General features: G+C 41.7%; 20 protein-coding genes. 4 read left to right on the top strand and 16 right to left on the bottom strand.

Going from position 1 to position 22726, the window contains the following annotated elements:
- Nucleotides 1-60: 60 nt before the first annotated feature.
- The 4 genes from AB5916_RS03290 to AB5916_RS03275 all read left to right on the top strand — a co-directional run bounded on the left by AB5916_RS03290 (nt 61) and on the right by AB5916_RS03275 (nt 4027).
- Nucleotides 61-699, top strand: coding sequence for an AAA family ATPase (locus AB5916_RS03290; RefSeq protein ID WP_368189237.1), 639 nt, complete (start codon nt 61-63; stop codon nt 697-699).
- A 78-nt stretch (nt 700-777) separates the two neighbouring features.
- The gene (locus AB5916_RS03285; protein WP_368189236.1) at nt 778-2229 is read left to right on the top strand and encodes an AI-2E family transporter; all 1452 of its coding nucleotides are present in this window, start codon (nt 778-780) and stop codon (nt 2227-2229) included.
- A gap of 57 nt (nt 2230-2286) precedes the next feature.
- Nucleotides 2287-2733: a D-aminoacyl-tRNA deacylase gene (gene dtd / locus AB5916_RS03280; RefSeq protein WP_158420972.1), complete on the top strand. Its 447-nt coding sequence runs from the start codon at nt 2287-2289 to the stop codon at nt 2731-2733.
- The gene (locus tag AB5916_RS03275) at nt 2717-4027 is read left to right on the top strand and encodes a tyrosine-type recombinase/integrase (RefSeq protein WP_368189235.1); all 1311 of its coding nucleotides are present in this window, start codon (nt 2717-2719) and stop codon (nt 4025-4027) included. Before dtd ends, AB5916_RS03275 begins: the two co-directional genes overlap by 17 nt.
- A 166-nt stretch (nt 4028-4193) precedes the next feature.
- On the opposite strand, the gene AB5916_RS03270 is transcribed toward AB5916_RS03275, so the two are convergent.
- From AB5916_RS03270 to AB5916_RS03195, 16 genes are all read right to left on the bottom strand, one after another.
- Nucleotides 4194-5525: a permease-like cell division protein FtsX gene (locus tag AB5916_RS03270; protein ID WP_368189234.1), complete on the bottom strand. Its 1332-nt coding sequence runs from the start codon at nt 5523-5525 to the stop codon at nt 4194-4196.
- Nucleotides 5526-5717: 192 nt separating this feature from the next.
- Complete coding sequence (locus AB5916_RS03265) at nt 5718-6137, bottom strand: twitching motility protein PilT (RefSeq protein ID WP_158420973.1); 420 nt, start codon at nt 6135-6137, stop codon at nt 5718-5720.
- A 201-nt stretch (nt 6138-6338) separates the two neighbouring features.
- Nucleotides 6339-7610 carry an anti sigma factor C-terminal domain-containing protein gene (locus tag AB5916_RS03260; protein ID WP_368189233.1) on the bottom strand — a complete coding sequence of 424 codons (1272 nt, stop codon included), beginning with the start codon at nt 7608-7610 and terminating at the stop codon, nt 6339-6341.
- Entirely contained in the window at nt 7607-8107 is a 501-nt protein-coding gene (locus tag AB5916_RS03255; RefSeq protein WP_368189232.1) for an RNA polymerase sigma factor, read from the bottom strand. The genes AB5916_RS03260 and AB5916_RS03255 overlap by 4 nt, the downstream gene beginning before the upstream one ends.
- 200 nt (nt 8108-8307) lie before the next feature.
- The gene (locus AB5916_RS03250; RefSeq protein WP_262582704.1) at nt 8308-9363 is read right to left on the bottom strand and encodes a D-alanyl-D-alanine carboxypeptidase family protein; all 1056 of its coding nucleotides are present in this window, start codon (nt 9361-9363) and stop codon (nt 8308-8310) included.
- Nucleotides 9360-10520, bottom strand: coding sequence for an FtsW/RodA/SpoVE family cell cycle protein (locus AB5916_RS03245; RefSeq protein WP_158420976.1), 1161 nt, complete (start codon nt 10518-10520; stop codon nt 9360-9362). The genes AB5916_RS03250 and AB5916_RS03245 overlap by 4 nt, the downstream gene beginning before the upstream one ends.
- A gap of 9 nt (nt 10521-10529) precedes the next feature.
- Nucleotides 10530-10769 (bottom strand): cell division topological specificity factor MinE, encoded by a 240-nt coding sequence (minE, locus tag AB5916_RS03240; RefSeq protein ID WP_158420977.1) that lies wholly within the window; start codon nt 10767-10769, stop codon nt 10530-10532.
- Nucleotides 10770-10799: 30 nt separating this feature from the next.
- Entirely contained in the window at nt 10800-11588 is a 789-nt protein-coding gene (gene minD, locus AB5916_RS03235) for a septum site-determining protein MinD (RefSeq protein ID WP_158420978.1), read from the bottom strand.
- Between the two features lie 48 nt (nt 11589-11636).
- The gene (locus AB5916_RS03230; RefSeq protein ID WP_368189230.1) at nt 11637-14465 is read right to left on the bottom strand and encodes a penicillin-binding transpeptidase domain-containing protein; all 2829 of its coding nucleotides are present in this window, start codon (nt 14463-14465) and stop codon (nt 11637-11639) included.
- A 62-nt stretch (nt 14466-14527) separates the two neighbouring features.
- A complete protein-coding gene (gene mreD, locus AB5916_RS03225; protein ID WP_158420980.1) occupies nt 14528-15055 on the bottom strand; it encodes a rod shape-determining protein MreD in 528 nt (175 codons plus the stop codon).
- Nucleotides 15045-15935, bottom strand: coding sequence for a rod shape-determining protein MreC (gene mreC, locus AB5916_RS03220; protein WP_368189229.1), 891 nt, complete (start codon nt 15933-15935; stop codon nt 15045-15047). The genes mreD and mreC overlap by 11 nt, the downstream gene beginning before the upstream one ends.
- A 19-nt stretch (nt 15936-15954) precedes the next feature.
- Nucleotides 15955-16968, bottom strand: a complete 1014-nt coding sequence (locus AB5916_RS03215; protein WP_158420982.1) for a rod shape-determining protein — start codon at nt 16966-16968, stop codon at nt 15955-15957.
- 23 nt (nt 16969-16991) lie between these two features.
- Nucleotides 16992-17732 carry a DNA repair protein RadC gene (radC, locus tag AB5916_RS03210; RefSeq protein WP_244092977.1) on the bottom strand — a complete coding sequence of 247 codons (741 nt, stop codon included), beginning with the start codon at nt 17730-17732 and terminating at the stop codon, nt 16992-16994.
- Between the two features lie 155 nt (nt 17733-17887).
- Nucleotides 17888-19741, bottom strand: coding sequence for an amidohydrolase family protein (locus AB5916_RS03205; protein ID WP_368189228.1), 1854 nt, complete (start codon nt 19739-19741; stop codon nt 17888-17890).
- Nucleotides 19742-19834: 93 nt separating this feature from the next.
- Complete coding sequence (locus AB5916_RS03200) at nt 19835-21445, bottom strand: NAD(P)/FAD-dependent oxidoreductase (protein ID WP_368189226.1); 1611 nt, start codon at nt 21443-21445, stop codon at nt 19835-19837.
- Nucleotides 21442-22659, bottom strand: coding sequence for an NAD(P)/FAD-dependent oxidoreductase (locus AB5916_RS03195; protein ID WP_368189224.1), 1218 nt, complete (start codon nt 22657-22659; stop codon nt 21442-21444). Before AB5916_RS03195 ends, AB5916_RS03200 begins: the two co-directional genes overlap by 4 nt.
- Between the last annotated feature and the right edge of the window lie 67 nt (nt 22660-22726).

The raw sequence follows: 22726 nt of genomic DNA, 5'->3' as shown, positions 1-22726 counted from the left end.
CATTTGGCGAAATTGATGTATAATTGAGATAACAATTTATGCAGAAGGGAGTGGCTTAATATGAACAACAGCACAAGTTCAATTATAACCATCGGCCGTGAATATGGAAGTGCAGGCAGACAGATCGGACAGGAAGTTGCAAAATACTTCGGTATCAAATGTTACGACAAGGAGCTTCTTGAGCATGCAGCCAATGACAGCGGCATTTGTAAAGAATTATTTGAGAATCACGATGAGAAACCAACGAACAGTTTTCTCTATTCTCTGGTAATGGATACCTATTCATTTGGTTATTCTTCTGCTGGATTTACTGATATGCCTATGAACCACAAGGTTTTCCTTGCACAGTTTGAAGCCATTAAGAAGCTGGCTGGTGAGGGCCCCTGTGTTATGGTGGGAAGATGTGCAGATTATGCACTTGCAGATAATAATAACTGTTTCAGTGTATTTATACATGCAGACCTTGACTGGCGTATCAGTCGTATATCAGGCAAGTACAATAAGACCTTAAAAGAAGCAAAGGATATGATCACCAAAACAGATAAGAGCCGTGCCAGCTATTATAATTATTATACAAACAAGAAATGGGGCTCTGCAGCAGGCTATACCCTTTGTTTAGACAGTGGCAAGCTGGGGATCGAAGGAGCAGCTCAGGCTATTATTCAGACCGTTCAGGTCTTTGACCAGTGTAAGCAGTAAGATTATAGACATGCAGGAGATGGCTGTCGCTGATGCGGCAGCCTTTTTAAAAGAGTTAGCGGAGGCATAAAGGAATATATGAAATTTCGTTGGGACAGCAGATATTTACGTTTGGGAGTGACAGCATTTGCAGTAGTTGCAGCAAGTATGCTTTTTTATTACGGAATTTTCCATATGGGGACTTTGATCTTAGGGATTCAGTATTTTATGGGGATCATGGCACCTATTATTTATGGTATTGCCATTGCCTTTTTAATGAGCCCTATCGTTAATTTTCTGGAACAGAAAGTGATTTATCCTGTTTTTCATAAAAAGGAGATTACACTGCAAAAAAAAGGACAGAAGGTGGTTCGCTGGATCTGTGTGATTCTTTGTGTCTGTTTTTTGTTTTTTGTAATTTACGCTCTTGTTATGATGATTCTTCCGGAATTGATCCGAAGTATCATGAATTTTATATACAGCTTTCCTGATTATGTGAATGCAGTAAGAAAATTCCTTGATTCCATTGTAGAAAAGGGCTGGGATCTGGATGGGAATACCTTTGATATTCTGAATCAGTCTTCCCAGAAGGCACAAAATTATCTTACTACCACCATACTTCCCCAGATGCAGGGGATGCTTAAAAATGTATCCGCAGGATTCTTTGACATTCTTACATTTTTAAAGAATTTTATAATCGGTGCTATTGTCTCTCTGTATCTGATGGCAGACAAAGAAAAGTTTGTAGCAAAAGGGAAGATGATCACTTATGGTTTATTTCCTTTAAAACAGGCAGATTTTATTATCCGCTCCATGCGTTTTACCAGTAAGACCTTTATCGGTTTTATCACAGGAAAGATCCTGGATTCTGCCATTATAGGGGTGTTATGCTATATTGGAACTACGCTTCTGGATATGCCTTATGCAACTTTGGTAAGTGTAGTGGTTGGTGTTACCAATGTTATCCCGTTTTTTGGTCCTTACCTGGGAGCCATTCCCTGTATTTTACTGATCCTGCTAGTGGATCCCATCAAGGCTTTGTACTTTGCCATATTTATTCTGGTATTACAGCAGTTTGACGGCAATATTCTTGGACCAAAGATCCTTGGAGATTCCACAGGTCTGTCTAGTTTCATGGTGATCGTAGCTATTCTCATTGGCGGCGGTCTGTTTGGTATTCCTGGAATGATCATAGGAGTACCTGTATTTGCTGTGCTTTATGCAGCATGGGAAAAATTCCTGTTTCATTTGCTGGCAAGAAAGGATTTCCCACGGGATGAAAATACCTATATGAATATTGACCGGCTGAATCCTGAGACAAAAGAACCTGTCCAGTTCCCCGAAAAGCCTGCAAAGCCTAAAAAAACTCAAGCCAAGAGGAGAGGACCATCTTCCCGTTTCTGGGATATTGTATGGGAAGATCTTGTAAAGATATGGAAGCTATTATGTGCAGTGATAAAAATAGTCTATGCTAAAATATACTGTACATGTGTATCCGTAAAACGGCGTATTACCAAATGGTATCAGGATATGAAAAAGAACAGAAGATAATAACATACCGTGGAGATACCGGACTGCAGATATAGAACATCAAAGGGGAGGAGCAGTATGAGACTGTTAATACAGCGTGTAAATCACGCAGAGGTAAAAGTAGACGAAAAGCTGGTGGGAAGCATTGGAAAAGGCCTGCTTGTGTTTGTAGGCGTAGGTAGGGAGGATACAAAGGAGATTGCAGATAAATATCTGAAAAAGCTGCTTGGTCTGCGTATTTTCCAGGACAGTGAAGGCAAAACAAATCTGTCATTAGCAGATGTGAAGGGAAGCCTTCTGATCGTTTCCCAGTTTACCTTGTATGCAAACTGCAAAAAAGGCAATCGTCCCAGCTTTATAGAATCCGGTGATCCGGATCAGGCAAAAGAACTTTATGAGCATATGATCCTTGAAGCAAGGAAGATTGTTCCTATAGTAGAAAATGGCATATTTGGTGCAGATATGAAAGTAAGCCTGGAAAACGACGGACCGTTTACCATTATTTTAGATGAAAAAATCATGTAAATATGGACTGGGGAAGTATTACATATTATTGCGTGAAATGCAGATTTTACGCAATAATATGTATGAAAAGCAGGCACTACTTCCGGATATCCAGTTTTTCAGCGTATGTATTGTAACTGAGGTGTTTTTTATGAATGAATATACAGAATCCGTAAAAATAAATAATATACTCACTTTACGGGGGCTTCTGAAAAAGATGCCTCCGTTTTGCAGTGATTATTTACGCGGGATTGCCACATCCACATCACCAAGGACTCAAACCGGTTATTGCAGGGACATTTATACGTTTTTACAGTTTATTGTTTCCTGTAATCCCTTATACCAGTCCTGCCAGATCAAGGATATTCCTCTGCAGGTTCTTGAAGAACTGAATTCCTCTGATATTGATGAGTATATGGAATTTCTGAATTATTATGAATTTGATGGAATTGTATACAAAAATGGTGAATCTGCAAAAGCCAGAAAGCTGTCTGCATTAAGTAATATGTACAGCTTTTTTAATAAACGTCAGATCGTAAAAAACAATCCTTTAAATGCAGTCAGACGTCCCAAGCTGCACGAAAAAGCGATCATTACCCTTGACCAGGAACAGGTTTTCGATTTGATGGATGCTGTGGAAACCCCTAAAAACATGACTGACAGGCAAAAGAAATTCCATAATCTGACTGTGGATCGTGACCGTGCCATCCTTACCGCATTTTTAGGCACTGGCATGCGTGTCTCCGAGCTTGCTGGTCTTGACGTTACAGATGTGGACTTTAATAATCAGACATTCCGTGTAATACGGAAAGGTGGAAATGAGGCTTATATTTACTTTGGAGATGATATCCGGGACGCACTCTCCTATTATCTTGGCTATCCGGATGGATCATCTGATGTTGATTCCAATACAGATACAGCAGGATCTGATAATGAAAACGCTGCAAATCTGGCTCAGGCACCCAGATCACTGCTTCTGAAAGAAGATAATCCGGATGAACCGGCTCTTTTCCTTTCCCTTCGTGGAAACCGGATGGCTGTACGCAGTATTGAGGTTATGGTGAAGAAATACTGCACTATGATCAATACCAATAAAAGGATTACCCCTCACAAGCTGCGCAGCACCTACGGTACGGCACTTTACAGGGAAACAGGTGATATTTACCTAGTGGCAGAGGTTCTTGGCCATAAGGACGTAAATACCACCAAGAAACACTATGCCCAGATGAACAACGAGAATAAACGGCGTGCTGCCAATATTGTGCAGCTGAAAAAAGCATCTGAGCCAGAGGGAGAACAACCAGCCACACGTTAGTGCTTGGCCTTGATATGGTTCTCAGACAATGGCTAAACGGCCTGTTTCCGACGGCTCATCCTACTAGAAATTGTTGTTAAAGCACATGAAGACCGGATTGGCTGTTTCTGCCAGACTCTGGGCGGCCAATTCCTCGTTCTTAAATAAAAACTATTGTTTGCAAATTTTAAAGTTTAAAGTCTAATATATTTTGTTCATTTTTGTGCGTCCATATTTTTCCTGTTTGTTCTGTTAAATTATAAATGATAGAATACTGTGTATTATTGTAGCTTTTAATATCAAATAGAGAGGTTGCATTTAGAAGAAATATTGTATTATACATATCTAATTTTGAAGCGCTTGTTTTAATTCTTGAGGTAATCCATTCTTCTGCTGTTATATTACCTTGATTTATTCCTCTAACATGTTCTAGAGATTGAATATATGATATTAGTCTAGTTAGGGAGTAGTTTTTTTTGACATATATTTGATAATTAAAAGAGTTTACTAATGGATTATCATCATTAAATCCATCGTTTGTACCTGTATTTTTCCAATATTCTTTTTTCATTTTTTCCCAGGCTTCATCAGCAGATTCGGATTTAATTTCTAAAACTTCAGGCTGGGACTTAATTTGATTCCCAACATTCTGAATATCTTCGTCAGACGTTCCCTCATCAAAAAATACTGTTAAAATTGGTAAGGTACAGTTATCTGTACTTATGATTTGAGGGTTTTGGTCGGACTTTGAGATAAAAAAATCATCATTACAATAATCAATTATTACAGAAGAACCGGTATTGTCTGCAATTAAGTAATTAAAATAACTATCATCTGATATATACATATGATAATTTTTTAAAATATTTATGGCATCTTCAACATTGGATGCTTTGTCTAATACTAAACGTATTGCGGCTGTCGTATTCAAGTTAAATATTTTATTAACAATATTTTCCGATTGATTATTTGCAGTTGCAAGTAAGGATATACTTACACCCTTTTCATTCATTCCATCAATAGGAAAAAACGGTAATGTCTGTACCGGAAAATCATAATACATTCCTAGGAAGTTTGCTGGAATATTATCCTCAGAATATCCTAAAAAGGTCAAATTGATGACGGATACAGATGCATATCCATTTGATGGATTTGTGTGCAATAACATAGATGGTGTATAAGAAAAATCAAAATTCCTGGCATAAATTAAATTATTCTGGCTGTCATTGGTTACAAAAGTAGTGCATCCATTATTGGGAATGTCTAAGGAATCAGGGGCATTTTCTGATGCTTTTTTTGCAACATATTGTTGCATCTCGCCATTACCATCAACGCTGTCTTTTAAGAATGTGTCAAGTTTATAATCTCCATAATATGTCATTTCATATATTCCATAATCATTAAGTTTTTTTATGGACTTTAAGCTTTTTATATTATTTTTGAATAAAATCAACAATGCTATTCCAATTAATAGTAATGATAAAAAAATTTTAATACAAACTTTTCTTCTCTTTTTCATTTTAATAATCACCTTCGTTATAAAACACTATTTTAAACACTATAATAAATAAAAGAAATAAATAACTATATTATGAGAGATAAATGAATTGTTTAATAATATAAAAACCGCTACAGAATTTTCAACCTCTGCAGCGGTTTGACTTAGCTGTATTATATACTTAATTAATTATATGTATAGCTTTGCAAATCCTTATAAAGCAACTGCAATCTTGTCCTGGAATGCTTCAGGAATTTCTTCTTTGTCAAGGGATATGCTGATGATAATAGATACTTTAAAGGCATTACCGATATCATCCAGCTGCTGAAGTGTGCTTGTAACATCTGCACCTTCAAGATTTGCAATTCTGAGGAAGCTGTCAAGATAGATCTGCTCAAGGTCATGATCCTGAGAAATAATCCCACAGATAAATCCTACAAATTCATCTGCATTTTTGATAGGATAAGTTGTCACATTAATAAGACGAACCTTATTGTTCAGTTCATACATATGCTTAGTGCTTTTGTCTAAGTAGACGATGCTGCCATTAGCGTCTTTAACGGCGCCATTTACTCTGTCTAAAAGTACTTTTGTTTTGCCCTTGCCTTTCTTTCCTACAATCAGTTCAACCATGCTGTTTTCCTCCTTAGACACATATAATAATTTTTGCTAAAAATCTTATTTAAGATGTTTCAATTATAGTGTATATTATCAAAAATAGCAAGCCCTTTTTAATAAAAATTGTATAATTTTTACATGTTTCGTAATTCTTTTCACAGGTAATATCACTCGAGGTTTTGTATCATGTATATGGCAAAATCCGGAGATATACTTTTATGAAAGAGGTGCAGACTGGATATAACTTACATGGCTGTCATCATACAGCTGTTGAAGGGTATTTTTCGTAGCACAGATTGCAAAACCATAAGTTTTCAGCCCATTCTCGTCTATCCAGGTATTTATCTGTGAAAAATCATCAGCCCAGTTTGAATGACCAAGCATTTTCAGAATATCACTATGCTCACCCATATAGGACAGCATACTCTGGAAATGGGTTTTCATTGTAGCTTCGTCTGATATATCTGTATATTCTTCCTTCTCATCATCTAACAGGGAAAGATAAGGATACTTTTCTCTGTCCCAATTCATTGAGGAACCGGAAGGTTCCGGGGAAAATCCAACCGGTGGATAAGAAATAGAATGGCCATCCTGATTCTGGACATAAACAGCACACCACAGATCTCCTGCATTCAGCACTTCCTGCTGATCCAAAGTATTGATCCAACTGATAAATGTGCCATAATCTGTGATCTCTGACAGAGAAACATAGGCCAGATACCAGTCCGTATCGTTGTAACCTGCAATCTGCTCTTTGGAAGCGGCAATATCGTCTTTCATACTATCCTCTTCTGTTACATTGCCCTGTTCATCCTTTGTATAAATCACCCGGTTACTTGTATCTCCTGGAATATAGAACTGAAGCAAAGGCTGTGCAAGCACATTACTGTCATACAGTGTCAGCTTTCCACGGACCAGTTTACCGCCTGCAGAGGTAAATCTGCCATTTCTGGAAATTGTCTGGGGAATCTGGATATCATAGGCTCCATAACCAAGCGGCATTGCGCTTACATAATCTCTATGTCCTCCTGGCAGGAAAAGTTCTGAATAAACGGATAGATCCAGACTCATCTGCGTGGTAGATATGCCGGTTTCACTGCTTGTGCCAGCAGACCTGTTTGGATTGTAATAAAACAGGGATACCACCTGGGGAAGGATAAAAACAGCACATAGGATGATTACCAGAACCAGCCCCCCAGTGATCACCCCCAGTTTAATGAATGCTTTCCGGAGAGTCTTTTGAATCTGGGATGTAAGTTTTTCCTGAAAATGGATTTCTGACGGATCCACATTTTTACCAGGAGACTGTTCCTTTTCAGATCCTTCCGTCTGAAAAGGAACAGTCTCTTCCATGCCTGGAATCTCTCCCTCCTCGTAAAGATATTCACTGATGGCATCCTGCCGCTGAATATCCTGCTCTATTTGCTGTCTTTGTTGCTCATTTAATTTGCCCTCTTTATATAGCCTTAAAAGCTCCTTATACGTCATGTTCTGTCCTCCTGGTATTCTTTATCCATTAATGCTTTAAGTTCCTTTCTGGCCCTGTATGCCAGGATACGCACGTGCTCCGGAGTCAGGTGCAGTACTGCAGCAATTTCCTTCTGGGAAAGGTGTGCAAAATACTGAAGCTGCAGCACTTCCTGTTTCCGGTTTTCCAGCTTGCGGATCCCATCATAGAGATTTTTTAATTTTTCCTCCTGAAGGATCTGATCTAAAATATCTTCTGTAAGCTGGGCATCTGAAATATCTTCAGACAGTACCTCCTGTTTTGCCTTTTTCTGATGATTGTAAAACAGATTTCTTGCCACTGCGTACAGCCACGCCCGTATATTTCCATGACTGTCCGAAAGGGACAATAAGGCTTTCAGAAAGGTTTCCTGAAGGAGGTCTTCTGTCAGCTGTCTGTTCTGGCATAAGGAAAACAGGTACAGATATAATTCTTTTTGAAATTTTTGATATGTTTCTTCCAATATCTTTTTATCCATGCTTTACCTGCCTGCAGTGCTTTCTTTATTGTTTGTATTCTACTTATATAACAATCCAGTCTGTAAAATGTTACAGATTATAAGAAATTATTTTGTGGTCTGAAAAAGCCACCTCATGCAATGCATCATGCCTGGCATAAGGTGACTTTTTGATCCTGGTATAAGATTATGGTAATGCCTCCTGTGGGCAACGTACCTGTTTAGTTAATATGCTGTAAAAGAGAAGACATTTCCTGGTAAAGCAGTTCCTTGGAAGAAGCTCCCATTACAATGGATACAAATGGCTGTCCATATGCATTCTGGCAAAGAAGGGCCAGACAGTTGCCTGCCAGGCTGGTAGTTCCTGTTTTTCCACCAAGGATCTTTACATCCTTAGGTGTTGCAGCTTCCCCTGTAAGATAATGGTCTGTAGCTTCAAGCACAGTACTCATAGTGGAGCCATCCGCTTTTGTATATTCTACTGTATAGGAAGGAAGTTGCGTGATCTCTGTAAAGGAAGGATAATTCATTGCCTCCTTCAGCATCAGGTAAATATCATAAGGAGTTGTATAATGGTTCTCGTCCTGAAGACCATGAGGGTTGGAAAAATGAGTTCCTGTACAGCCCAGCTGTGCAGCATAGCTGTTCATCATATCAACAAAATTATCGGTTGTGCCTCCAATATGTTCTGCTATGGCTGACGCAGCGTCATTACCGGAATATACCAGAAGACACCGTACCAGCTGTCCCATAGTAACCTTATCTCCTGCGCCAAACCCACAGACCTGGGAACCATCCTCCAATGTAACATTTTCCTGGGTAATGGTAACCGTTTCGTCCATATTGCCGTATTTCAAGGCAAGCATGGCAGTCATGATCTTAGTAATACTGGCAGGATAAACTCTTTCATATGCACCCTTTGCAAATAGTACTTTATTGTTTGCAAGATCGAATAAAAGCCCCTTCTGGTCAGTTTCCAATGCCACTCCGTCAAGAGGTGTATCCTGAGCTGAAACTACCAGATCCTTGGCAAAACCATTCCCTTTCAGGGAATCTCTGGCTGTGACAGAAGAACTAAATTCATTGGACGCTTGAAAAGGGATTACCGGTGTACTTAAGGAACCGCCACGTAAAGTATAAATAGCAAAAACTCCGCCTCCAACAACTGCGATCAATAATAAAACCAGAAGAATGGTATGACGGATCCGCCTGCGGCGCATTTTTTTTAATCTGGCTGCTTTGTTATTTACCGTTCTTCTTGGTTTAGCTGATGTCATAAGTATTCCTCTTTCTCATATATTTCTTTTCTTTGGATTTCTTTATTGTATGCACTGCTCTGAAGACCTACATTCAGAACAATTCCCATTCCGATATAAAGACTGATCAGTGAAGTCAGGCCATAGCTTACAAAGGGAAGAGGCGTACCTGTATTGGGAGCAAGTCCTGTGGCTACACAGATATTCAGAAAGCTTTGCAAGGCCACAATACTGCCAATACCGCAGCAAAGGATCCTGCCTGCCATATCCTTTGCACGAAGACTCATCCTGATACATTCCAATGCAATGGCCATTAACAGACATACGACCACTGTACAGCCGATAAAACCATACTCCTCTCCTGCTACTGCAAAAATAAAGTCAGTCTGGTTCTCTGCAACAAAGTTTCCCTCATTTACAGAGGATGTGCTGTCATCACCTGTAAGCTTTTTCCCTACAAGCTCTCCTGAAGCAATGGCTGTTTTTGAATTATTCTGCTGTTCAATATTTTCAGAGTATTCTTCATTTTCAGGATACAGGAAGGACATAATTCGCTTTCTCTGATAATCCTGGATCAGCTTCTGATCCGGCTGCACAACGATGGAAAGAAAAATAATAATCAAAGGTATTGCGATCAGAATTGCCCCTCCTATGATCCGGTACCGAAGCCCGGCCATATATAAAAGAATACAAAAAACCAAAGTAACCATAATGGTATTCTTCATATCCGGCTGTGCATAGATCAGCACTAGTGGGATAGCAAGAAGGACAGCTGCTTCTGCAAGAACTTTTAATGTATTCAGATCTTCCTCATGATCCATAAAAAACTTCGCAAAGAACAAAATAATAATAATCTTGGAAAGCTCAGTAGGCTGGAAACGGAATCCGCCGATCTGAAGCCATCTGGTAGCACCACCTGCATTGGATCCGAACAGCCGGACTCCTAAAAGCATAACAATATTAACCCCATACATGATCCACTGGAAATTAAGGATCCAGGAATAATCCATGAGAGACAGAACCACCATAACAACCAATCCAAGAATCAGACCAACCAGCTGCTTGTTTCTCAAATCTGCCCTGGCACTGGTCACAAGTACAACTCCTATGGAACTGATGGCAATCAGGAGCAGTACAAGTCTGAAATTATAAAAGCGAAGTTTATATTGTTTAATCATATGTTATTATCAGTCCTTTTTCGTAAGTACAGGAATATATGCCATGATCACAGCCGGATCTTTGGAAATCTTGACCCTGACCTGATCTTCTTCTACCACTACGTATTTTTTTACTGTATGTATCAGATCACTGCGAAGCATTTTTATCATTTGCGGAGAGCATTCAATACGTTCAGAGATCAGAAGAAGCTTCATACGATCTCTGGCATACCCGGCTGAACGCCGTTTTTCACGCAAAATGGATTTCATGTAAGAGATCCTCCTCATATATGCCTGTTATTATTTTTTGAATATACTGCCAAGTCTGCTGAACATGCCCTTTTTCTGACGAATGGTAACAAAAGGAATATCTTCCCCAAGAATACGTTTGCAGATATTCTGGTATTCTTCCTCTGCCTGGGAATTCTTACCTGACAAAGGCTCTCCCTGATTGGTAGCCACTACGATCTGCTCGTCATCCAGGATCGTACCCAGAAGATCTACAGCCAGGATCTCAAGAACATCATCCACAGACATCATATCACCCCTAGCGATCATATCCGGACGCAGGCGGTTAATGATCAGCCGAATATCACGGATATCGCCAGCTTCCAGAAGACCGATGATCCGGTCTGCATCACGGATAGCAGAAACTTCAGGAGTAGTAACCACAATAGCCTTGTCTGCACCTGCAATGGCGTTTTTGAATCCCTGCTCAATACCTGCCGGACAATCAAGAAGAACATAATCAAATTCTTCCCGTAATTCCTGGGTCAGCTTGATCATCTGCTCCGGTGAAACGGCTGTCTTATCCTTTGTCTGAGCAGAAGGAAGAAGATACAGCTCCGGGTGACGCTTGTCCCGGATCAAGGCCTGCCGCAGACGGCAGCTGCCATTCACCACATCTACAAGATTATATACGATCCGGTTCTCAAGACCCAGAACCACATCCAGATTCCGAAGGCCTATATCTGTGTCTACCACTGCTACCTTTTTGCCTAGCATGGCAAGACCGGTACCGATATTTGCAACTGTGGTCGTCTTGCCTACACCTCCTTTACCGGAAGTGATCACAATAACTTCACTCATTTCAATGAATCCTCCTAAACAAATTGTTCCAACTTTCTGGTGGTCTCTTTAGTCATTTGAAACATCACTTGTATCGCTGGAAGCCATACCTGTGATAATGGATTCTTTATCAGCAAGTTCAAAAATGTATTTAAAAATATCATTAGCAATCAAACATGCATTACCAGAGGTATATCCGTTTGCAATACGCACGGATATAGCATACTTAGGATCTGTGGACGGTGCATAGCCAATAAAAAGGCCATGATTGGGATGGTAATAATCCACCTCAGCTGTTCCTGTCTTTCCGGATACAGCCATGCCCAGTCCATTAAACTGATTGTGGGTCTGTACTACCCTGTACATACCGTCATGGATATCGTCCCACACATTCTGTGGGATCTCTGTAAGGTTGTTAAGGACAACCGGATCATAAGTCTGCAGAGTCTGGCCGGACGCATCCTTTACATTGTCAAGAAGAGACAGCTGGAATACAGTTCCTGAATTGGCAAGAGCTGCCGCATATCTGGCAAGGCCTACTGTAGTATAAAGGTTCGTACCCTGTCCGATATAAGACGGAACTGCATATTGGTTGGATACCTGCGGTGTTGCTTCTGAAAGCTCAATCCCACTCTTCTGATCCAGTCCTAACAAGGAAGCGTATTCCTTCAGCTTTGACAGACTCTGATTCTCAGAAAACTGGTTATCACCAACCTTACCAAGCTGGAATCCGATCATACTGAAATAATAGTTACAGGACTGCTCAATGGCACTGCGGATATCCAGTGCACCATGTCCATAAGTATTCCAGCAGTTGATGGGCGGTGTAACATAATCAAAAGATCCAGTACAGTCAAAATAAGTGCTGTCATCGATCACACCTTCCATCATGCCTGCAATGGTGGAAACCAGCTTAAAGGTAGAACCAGGCGCAGTAGTCTGTTGGGTTGCCTTGTTAAAGAATGGGCTGGACTCATCCAGTGCAAGCTTGGTGTAGTAATCCGTATCCATGTTATTTGTAAGACGGTTATTGTCATATCCTGGATAAGTAACGCAGGCAAGAACCTTCCCTGTGTGTACATCTACCAGTACTGCAGATGCAGAACATGGTTCAAGTGCCAGCTGTGCAGGCTCGATCTCCAAAGTGGAAATCTTGCTGACCATAAAATCATATGCACCCATAGATCCGGAAGCAAGACTTTCGTACATACCGTCATCCTTGGACAGGATCCCCTGCTCATAAAGCACCAGGCAAAGCTCCTGACCGGAAATGGTATCTTCCTGAAGCATGTACTTATACAGCAGCTTTGAAAATCCGGTGTCTGTTTTCAGATAATCAATAATATAATCGGTAAGACTGCGGTATACTTCTGCTGAATCCAGGTACTCTCCTTCCGGGGAAATCTTGGAAATATCGATCCAGTTCTGACTGGTAGCATAAGTAAGATAATCCTTCAGACTGATACTTTCATCCGTTACCCAGGCTTTGTAAGTGTCATCAGATGTGTTTACAGCATCACTTTTGATGATCTTTAAGGTATCACGCAGCATGTCATTACAGATATAGGAAAGGTATGCCTGTATCTGAACATCTTCATCCTTGTAAGCTGGTGGATTGTCTCCTGTAAGCCTGCTGTCTATTATATCAAAAACCTGCTGCTGCTTTTGTTGAAATTTGGCATATAAGTTTTTTTCTATATCAGAGGCGTTTTCGTTCTGAAATTTATTAATATCGATCACACTGTTTTCCACCAGTGCATTGTAAACATCATAAATAGGGATCCGTATCTGGCTGGCGTTTTTGATCCCTTCAAAGTCAAAGGTCTTGGATGCTTCAATCTTGGAAAGAAGAATACCTGCCACCCTTTGCTTCAAGATCTCATAAATACCGGACTGCCAGTCTGTGTCTATGGTGATCTGTACATCATTTCCTGCAATCGGAGCCACCCTTGTATTCTCATCAATCTTCAATACTTTTCCAAGATTATCAACCGAAACGGTCTCATGGCCATCTGTACCCTGCAAAGTCAGCTCCATATACTGTTCCAGACCGGCCTTTCCTATAATAGTATCACTGGAATAATCCGGATTCTGTTTGCGGAGTGATTCCAGCTCTTCAGCAGATGCCTTTCCTGTATAACCAAGGATAGGTCCCATGCTTTCTTCGTCAACATATTTACGTATGGAGTCATCCACTACTTCGATTCCCTGAAAGGAAGTTTTGTTTTCCATGATAGCGGCTACCGATTCTTCACTTACATTTGTTGCAATGGTAACCGGCATATATTTCTTATAGCTGTTTGTATTCAGTTCATAACGGATAATGGCAATCTCAAGGATCTCCTCTTTTGTCAGCTGGGAAGGCAGCCCATGGGAAGATAACTCTTCTTCTGTATAGGCATTGTCTCCTTCAAGAACAATGGAGAATCCCCCACTTTTAGACCCACCAAGAAATGCCACCATATCTGCTGCTGTGGCATTTTTTTCTTCTTCTGTAAGGTCATCGATCAGCGGATGACCATAAATATCTGCTTTAAAACGGTTTAAAGTAAAGCCTTCATCTACATCAAAGGCATATTTTCCATTCTCATCTATATAGATATGGAAACTGCTGGACAGACTGTCTCCGTTTTTCTTAAGGATTTTCAGTACCTGATAGGCGATGCCGTTCAGGGTAAGGTTCTTTTCCCTGGTGGTATTATATGTGCCATTATCCTCAAAGGTAAGGGAATAAGACAGGACATTGGAAGCGATGATCTCCCCGTTTCTGTCCAGTATATTGCCACGAGTACTTTTTAAAACACGGTTTTTGGTGGTTCTTGTCTGAAACTTATTGATATAATCTTCTCCCTGAATGATCTGCAGGTCAAAAAGCCTGCGGACCAGGATGCAGCCCATAAAAATAAATACCAGGGCCAATACAGTTGTTCTTTTTATGCTTATTTTTTTGAAAAATCGTTTTATTTTATTACCCACATTGACTCACTTTCTTTCCTTGCAATATCCATAAATCGATAATTGATAAAACGGAATACCCTGTATACGATCAGGGTCAAAAATACGGTATAGGCTGCTTCCGGCAAAATGATCCGGAACAGATAGGTATGAAGTCCCAGCCTGCCCCTAAGAAGGAATTGCAGGCCATAAACAGCAAAATTATAAAGAATATCTCCCACAGCAGCCAGCACCATAGGTACCTTAATATCATCATCATAATAGATTCTGTGGGCATACCCGCTGAAAAAACCAATATACATATAGATCAGTGCATAAAACCCGAATAAGGATCCATAAAAAAGATCCACCAGCAGCCCGGAGAAAAATCCGGTCCACAAGCCCATTTTCCGTCCACGCATAAGTCCCATGGAAACGGTAAGGATCAGCATCAGATTAGGGGTAATGGATCCAATGGATATCAGATTCAGAATGGTACACTGCAATAAAAAGCATATAATGATGGTAATAAACCATACAATCTTACTCTTCACTGGAAGCCTCCTGCTGTATGGAATCCTGTTTGTTTACTGTGATCACAAAAACATCCTTAAGATGCTGGAAATCTACAGGTGTAACAATCGTGCCTGTCTTTGTCAGATTGTTGCTGTCCTGCTCCACATCATTTACATAGCCAATAAAAAGACCTTCAACGTATTTCTCACTGATGTTAGAGGTAACGATCCGCTCTCCGGCAGTAACTTTATTTTCCTGATCGTAAAGCTGTTCAAAACGAAGCTTGCCTTCATCGATCAGTTCCAGGTCACCGGTAATAACACAATTATCAGAGGTGCTGACAGTCATGGCACTTACACTGCTGCTGTCATCAATGATAGAACGTACCGTAGCCCATCCGGGGCCCACTTCTGTTACGATCCCAACCAGCCCCTTTCCTGCGATCACATTATTATCTACACGGATCCCGTCATTGGAGCCTTTATTGATCATAAACGTATCGTACCAGTTCCCAGGATCTTTGGAAATGATCCTGGCAGCAACCTTGGGATAATCTGCATATTCAGCATCAAGCTTATACAATTCCCGCAAACGGAGAAGTTCTCCCTGATCCTGGATCAGCTTGTTGTTCTGCTGAGTCAGGTTATCGATCTGGCTTTGAAGCTCTTCATTTGCACTGATCAGCTCCTGCTTATCCTTCAGGCTTTGTCTTGTGACAGACAAAAGCTGCCCGATCCTGTTAATGCTTTTCTCAAAGGGAACTACCACAAGTCCTGCTGCTTCCTGTAAAGGAGCTGTGGCAGCACCGGATGCAAATGTGGCTACAATGCAGCTTACGCAAAACAAGGTCATAACTGCAAGCAGATGTTTACTTTTCAGATTGATCCGAAAATGGATTTTCCTTTTCAGGTTTTTCATTTACTATATATCCCCTAAATTACAATTTTCTCTGTTTAATGGGCTGTGCCCATTTACGAAGTTCTCTGTTCTTCATGATTTTTTCAAGACCTGTCACTGCTGAATTCTCATACAGAGGTGACAGATTAAAAGCAAATCCGGTATAGCTGGCAAGATACTGGTCTATGTATGGAACCCTGGTGCTGCCGCCTGTAAGGTAAATACCCTCTTTTGCCACATGATAAGTGATCTGGGGCGGAGTACGCTCAAGAAATGTTTTCATTTCAGCAGCTATCTCGTTCACACAGTTCATGATCCCGTCATTTACCACATAGGCAGAGATGATCTCTTCCCTTGGAAGCCCGGAAACACTGTCGATCCCAACTACTTTCCTGGCTTCTTTACGTTGATCCGAAAGACGTCCCATAACAATCTTCAGACGCTTGCCTGTACGTGTACCGATCTGAAGGTTATACCGCTTGCGCACTTCACTGCAGATAGCTTCATTCATCTGCCTGCCTCCAATTGGGATCTTACGGCTGATAATGATCTTGCCCCCGGTAATAATAGAAAAACGGGTCGTCTGGGCACCAATGTTTACGATCATACTGCCCTCATTCTTCTCAATATCAACCCCCATGGCAATAGCGTCTGCAATGGGGCTTTCTACCATATAAACCCGGTTTTTACGAAGCCAATGCCCGTTTGCTACTTGGTAATAGGCTCTTTTTTCAATGGCCGTCATATCCAGTGGAACGGCAAAATACATTACTGAACCGATCCCAAGGATCTTATCGATCCTGCGCATCATACTATATAATACGATCTCCTGCAATTCCAGGTTGGCAATCATACCAAAAGACATAGGGGAAGTTACGGAAATACCCACAGGTGCTTTCTCAAACATCTCATATGCTTCATTACCAACAGCAATGATCCTGCGTCCTTTGGATGCGATCATATTTTTCTCTAAATAACTTTTATTTCTGATCAGAGAATATACCTTTACAGAACTGCTGCCAAGGTCTATTCCGTATGTTTTTTCAAAAAGCATGCATCTGCCCCTTTATCACAAAACTATTCCATCATTCCATTTTCTCTAAGGCTGGTGTATGTATGATCCCCGATAATAATATGATCCAGCAGAGTAATACCAAGCATTTCCCCGGCACGGAGAATACGCTGTGTTGTCTGTATATCTCCTGCACTTGGCTCTGTTACCCCACTTGGGTGGTTATGTACAAGCACAATACAGGTGGCATGATATTTAAGGGCAGCAAGATATACCTCCCTGGGGGTGATCAAAGTGCTGTTCACTGTACCCTTGGATAAAATCTCCTCTCCCAGAAGATGGCTGCGCGTATCAAACATCATGCACAGAAGCAGCTCCTGTTCTTCGTGTCTGAGCTGCTCCATATAATACTTTGCAATTGTATCCGGGCTATTCAGTGAGAGCTGTGGTCTTGCTGCCTGACGTGCCATCCGCTTGGATAATTCCCCGATACATTTCAGCTGGATGGCTTTTACCTTGCCAATGCCGTTTATTTTCATCAGTTCCGGAAGGGACATATGCAGGATCCCAAGTAGTCCGGGAAATGAAGTCTTCTCTGTATGATTCAGTATTTCGTGTGCAAGCGTAAGAGAACTTGCGTCTTTAGTGCCGCTGCGCAGGATCACTGCCAGCAGCTCACTGTCGCTTAGAATCCCAGGGCCATCCTTCAGGCACTTCTCATATGGGCGCTGAGAGGGCGGCAGATCCATCATCCTGTAAGGTCTGCCCTGTGCCGGTAATGTATGGATTTGATCTGATTTTTTCATATGATTCCTTAGCTTCTGGAATACGAAACCCATTTTAGCATAAAAACAGGGGGATGTACACTCTCTGAAAAAATTTAATTTCTTTTTTATAAAGAGTATGGAAGCTTATAATGAATACACAAGCCTGCAGATATGCCATACCTGCAGGCTTGCTCTTAACAGATCCTGTATAAAATCTTTTCAGTTTTTCCTTTCTTTTCTCCACTCTGGATCAACTGTCCTGTTTGTGTATCATACCAGTACAGCCCGGTCCATGCCCATGAAAACATGGTAAGAACAAGGCTTACCTTATAACAGGAATAGGCATTGCCATTCACTATGATCTGCTCTATACCCAGCTTTTTGGCGGCAAATTCACCAAGGTTCATGGCTCCCCGATTGTTGCCTGTACCGATAGAATACAGCAGGATTTCATTTTCACTGGATTTAAGAAATGCAGGAAGAGCCATTTCCATCATCTGATACCACAGGCCGTCTTCGATACGGAATCGTTTGTCCTGCTCTTTGCCTTTAAAAGTGCCTGTCATATGAATAAAACTGCTCTCTTTGACTGCTTTTAAGAAGGTATGATCAGAAGAACGTGTATATTCCCAGGAAATAAGAGAAAGGTTCCTGTCTGCCTGGCAGATCTCTTCAGACCAAAGAATACCCTCCCGGGTAATTCTCTGTACGATCTTTCCAGAGGAATTATACCCGGAAACATCCAAAACCTTCTCTTCCTTTCCATCTGTGCTTTTCAATCGGATCTGGTTCACAGATGTTGGATAATGAAATTCAGGTATATCATAGCTTTGGATCACATTCTGGGAATATACGATCTTTCCTTTGCAGAAAACCTGATGGATAAATTGGATATTGGAAATATCCTGGGATGGATCCTGGTCAAGAAGGATCAGATCTGCTTCCATGCCTTCTTTTACAAAACCTTTCCGGTCTTCAATCCCCAGATGCCGGGCTGCATTGCCAGTTGCAAGTGTGATGGCTTCCATAGGGGTTAAACCTGCTTCCACATAATAGGCAAGTTCCTTATGCTCCACCTCGCCGCCCATCATTTCCAGCATATTGTCAGTACCCATGGCGATAGGGATTCCTGCGTCATAAAGTACTTTCAGATTATGAAGGCTGTTTGTCAGACGTGCTGGATCTTTTTCATAGGTCATAGCATTTACAGTAGGTACAAAGTGTGCACCGCTTTCTTTCCAAAGGCGGATCAGGTCATCATCCGGTTCCAGAGTCTCATCCAGAACGCCATGTTCAATGCCATAAATCCCTGCTTTCAGCAGCTGTCGTACATCTTCTTTGTAAAATACATGGGCAGTGGTCTTCAAACCGTTTTCCTTGCCTTCACGGATGATCTGCTCCATAAGCTCTTTCTTGATCTTGGCAATAGGGATCTTTTTATCAAAATACCAGTAATCGCCTCCCTGATACGTGAATTTCAGGAAATCCACGCCGGCTTTTTTTAATTCCAAGATTCCTTCATGCACCTGCTCTGGTGTGGTAACTTCAATGGCCATTTCCTTACGGATCCAAGGATTATCTCCTCCCAGTGTATTGGCAGGATGTCCATCCGGAGCAGTGAAGTTAGGACCTACGATCAGCAGCTCCGGACCTTCCAGCTTTCCGGAACGAAGCTGTTCACGAAGCTGATAGATGAAATGTCTGGGAGCACACAAATCTTTAATGGTAGTGATTCCGTATGGAAATACCTTTTCCTGGAAGATCCTGGGCACTTCATCCTTAAGAAATGCCATACTGTCTGCTTCACAACGGTTATTCAGCCCCTGAATATGCACATGACAGTCAATAAGGCCTGGCATCAAGGTCTTACCCTTGCCCTGGATCACCTGTGCACCCGGAATGGCCAGCGGATCAGAAGAAATATAACAGCCCCTAAAACCATCTGGATCACGCCAATCAGCGGAATCCCAAATATCTTCGGCATACCTGTTTCTCCTTCCTTTACACAGATATCCGAATTTACTGTTATTTTCCGAATATCTGTTCAAAATATGATGCAAACATTTCTTTTGGTGGAATTGCCATTCCTTGTTTGTCATCCCCCAGGATCAGAAGTGTATCTCCGGGCTTGATTACTTGTGTCAAGAGTTTTTATCAGCATCACTGGAAGGAATAGAATACTTCCGTGCAATTGCCTCTGCTACTTTCAGTCCATCCATAGCAGCAGAAGTAATCCCCCCTGCATAACCTGCACCTTCACCACAGGGATAAACCCCTCTTTTGCTTCCTTCCAATTCCTTATTCCGGACAATCCTTACCGGGGATGAAGTACGGCTTTCTATTCCGCACAAAAGAGCATCCGGTCTGTCAAATCCGGGCAGCCTTTTACCAAATGCCAGAATCCCTTCTTCAATAGAATCTCCGATTTCTTCAGGAAGAATCTTTCGTACATCTGTAAGAGTATAAGCGCCGCAGATGCAAGGCTTGACCTGACCAAAGGAGGTGCTTTCCTGATGCTTCTGATAATCCTCAAACAACTGTACCGGCACTTTTCCCTTCCCTGCTTCCCAGGCTTTACGCTCCAGATCACGCTGAAACCGGATCCCTGCCATAGGATCATTTCCAGGAAAATCATCGGGTGAAACAGTTACGATAATAGCACTGTTGGCATTTTCACTGTCCCTGGCCTGATAACTCATACCATTTACCGCCAGCATCTGCTCTTCTGAAGAGGCATTCACTACATATCCGCCTGGACACATACAAAAAGAATAAACGCCCCTTTGATTGTCACAGGTATGGGTCACTTTATAGCTGGCAGGCCCAAGTATAGGATTCTCGGCTTCCCCGTAAAGAGCCTGATTGATCATAGACTGGGGATGCTGGATCCGAAGTCCTACAGCAAAGGATTTGGATTCCATATAAAGTTCTTTTTCATAAAGCATCCCAAAAGTATCTCTGGCGCTGTGGCCGATTGCAAGGACACAGATTTGTGCAGGAATCACTTCCTGATCATTGACCTTTACTGCCTGCAGCTTATCCTGTTCAAAAATCAGATCCGTTACCTTTGCATTGAACCGCACGGTTCCACCCATTTCCTGGATCTGATTCCGGAGATTTTCTACAATTCCAACCAGCATGTCTGTGCCTAAATGAGGCTTTTGCTGGTAAAGGATCTCCTCTCCTGCTCCTGCTTCCACAAATCGCTTCAGTACCTCCTGGTTACGGCCAAAGGTATCTTTTACAAGGGTATTTAGTTTGCCATCAGAAAAAGTACCTGCACCACCTTCTCCAAACTGAACATTGGAGTCAGGATCAAGTAAGCCGTTTTTCCAGAATGCTTCAACCTTTTGCTGCCGCAGATGTGCTTCCTCACCCCGTTCCAGCAGCAAAGGTGCATAACCTGCTTTCGCAAGATACCAGGCGCACATCAGCCCTGCAGGACCGCTTCCAACTATGACAGGTCTGGAGTGTAATGGGGCTGGCCCAGGTTTAGGAAAACAATAGGCCTTTTCGTTGGTTAACGTAATGTTTTTATCGTGAACCTTTTTTAATGTACGGTTTTCATTATCTGTTTTTACATCTATGGTATAAACAAATTTTTTGTCTTCTTTATGTCTTGCATCCAAAGACTGTCTTCTGATCTGATAGGTAAAAGGCTGATTTTGAAGATGCAAGGCTTTTTGTATTTTCTTTTCCAGGGCTGTTGTAGTATGCCCTATAGGAAGCTTTAGCTGACTGATTCTGATCATATGTTTTCTCCCTGCTTATAAGAACTACCTGTTACTCCTGCACTGTGAAGCCCTGCACAGGCACCGCTGGACCAGGCCCATTGAAGATTATAACCGCCACAGGTGCCATCCACATCCATCAGCTCCCCTGCAAAATATAATCCCGGGCATAGCCTGGACTCCATAGTATGTGGATCGATTTCACTGGTATCAACACCGCCGGAGCATACCTGGGCCTGTTCATAGGGCAGGTATCCACACACTTCCAATGGAAAGCGTTTTAATAAACAGGGCAGTTCTATATGGCGTTTTTTTGAATAATTATAGATTACTTTGTTAAGCTTTTCAGGAAAAAGGCCGATCAGAAGTTCTTTTTCATTTTTTAATGGACATCTCTTTTTTCGATCTTCCCAGAAACGATCCAGATCCGAACTTTGGATTTCAGGCAGAAAATCAATGCTAAGTGACACTTTTTCCTTATTATAGAGGCTGCGGATCCCATATCGGCTGACCTGAAAAACCGGAATCCCGGAAATTCCATATTCTGTAAGCTGTACTTCTCCCTCTGCACTATGCCTGGGATTTCCATCAATTAGAAGAGTCACATTTGCCTGTGTCCGCACTCCTGCCCATCCGGAGAAATAGCTGCCGCTGCATTTGAAAGCTGTAAGTGCAGGCAAAGGCTTGATGATCTTATGTCCAAGTGCGGCTGCAAGCTGATAACAGCTGCCGTCAGAACCGGCAATCGCAGATGCACTGGAACCTCCGGAAAGGATCACCGCATCTGCTTCATAATGCCATGTCTTTGTCAAAACGGTCCATTTGCCTTTTTTCTGATGAAGCTCTGTAGCCTTTTCTTTTGTTTTTATTTTCACTCCAAGCCGGGCAGCTTCCATGCATAGAAGTTCTGTTACGCTGGAAGCCTGGCAGCTGCGGGGATAAATATAATTGTTTTTATTTACCGGGCAAAGACCCAGCTCTGTGAAGAAATCTAAAGTATCGGAAACAGAAAAATCTTTCCTGGCAAAAGAAGAAAAATCCGGATCAGTGCCACGGTAGTCCTCTGGAGTCTGGCTTAGATTTGTAAGATTACATTTTCCGTTTCCTGTAGCGGAAAGCTTCTTTCCTGGTTTATCATTTTGTTCCAGCACTGTAACACGGGCACCGGCTCTGGCAGCCATCACAGAGGCTATTAAACCGGAAGCACCGCCACCTACAATTATCACATCTGACATAATATTCCTCAGCTATTATTGACAGATACCAGGAGCAAATGACTTTGACCCTGGTATCGCATTATTA

Origin of the sequence: Blautia sp. 1033sp1_1033st1_G9_1033SCRN_220408, from assembly GCF_040929965.1 — a bacterium.
GTDB classification, from domain to species: domain Bacteria; phylum Bacillota; class Clostridia; order Lachnospirales; family Lachnospiraceae; genus Blautia_A; species Blautia_A ammoniilytica.
Note: the sequence above shows the minus strand (reverse complement) of the source record. Positions and strands in the feature narration are given on the sequence as shown.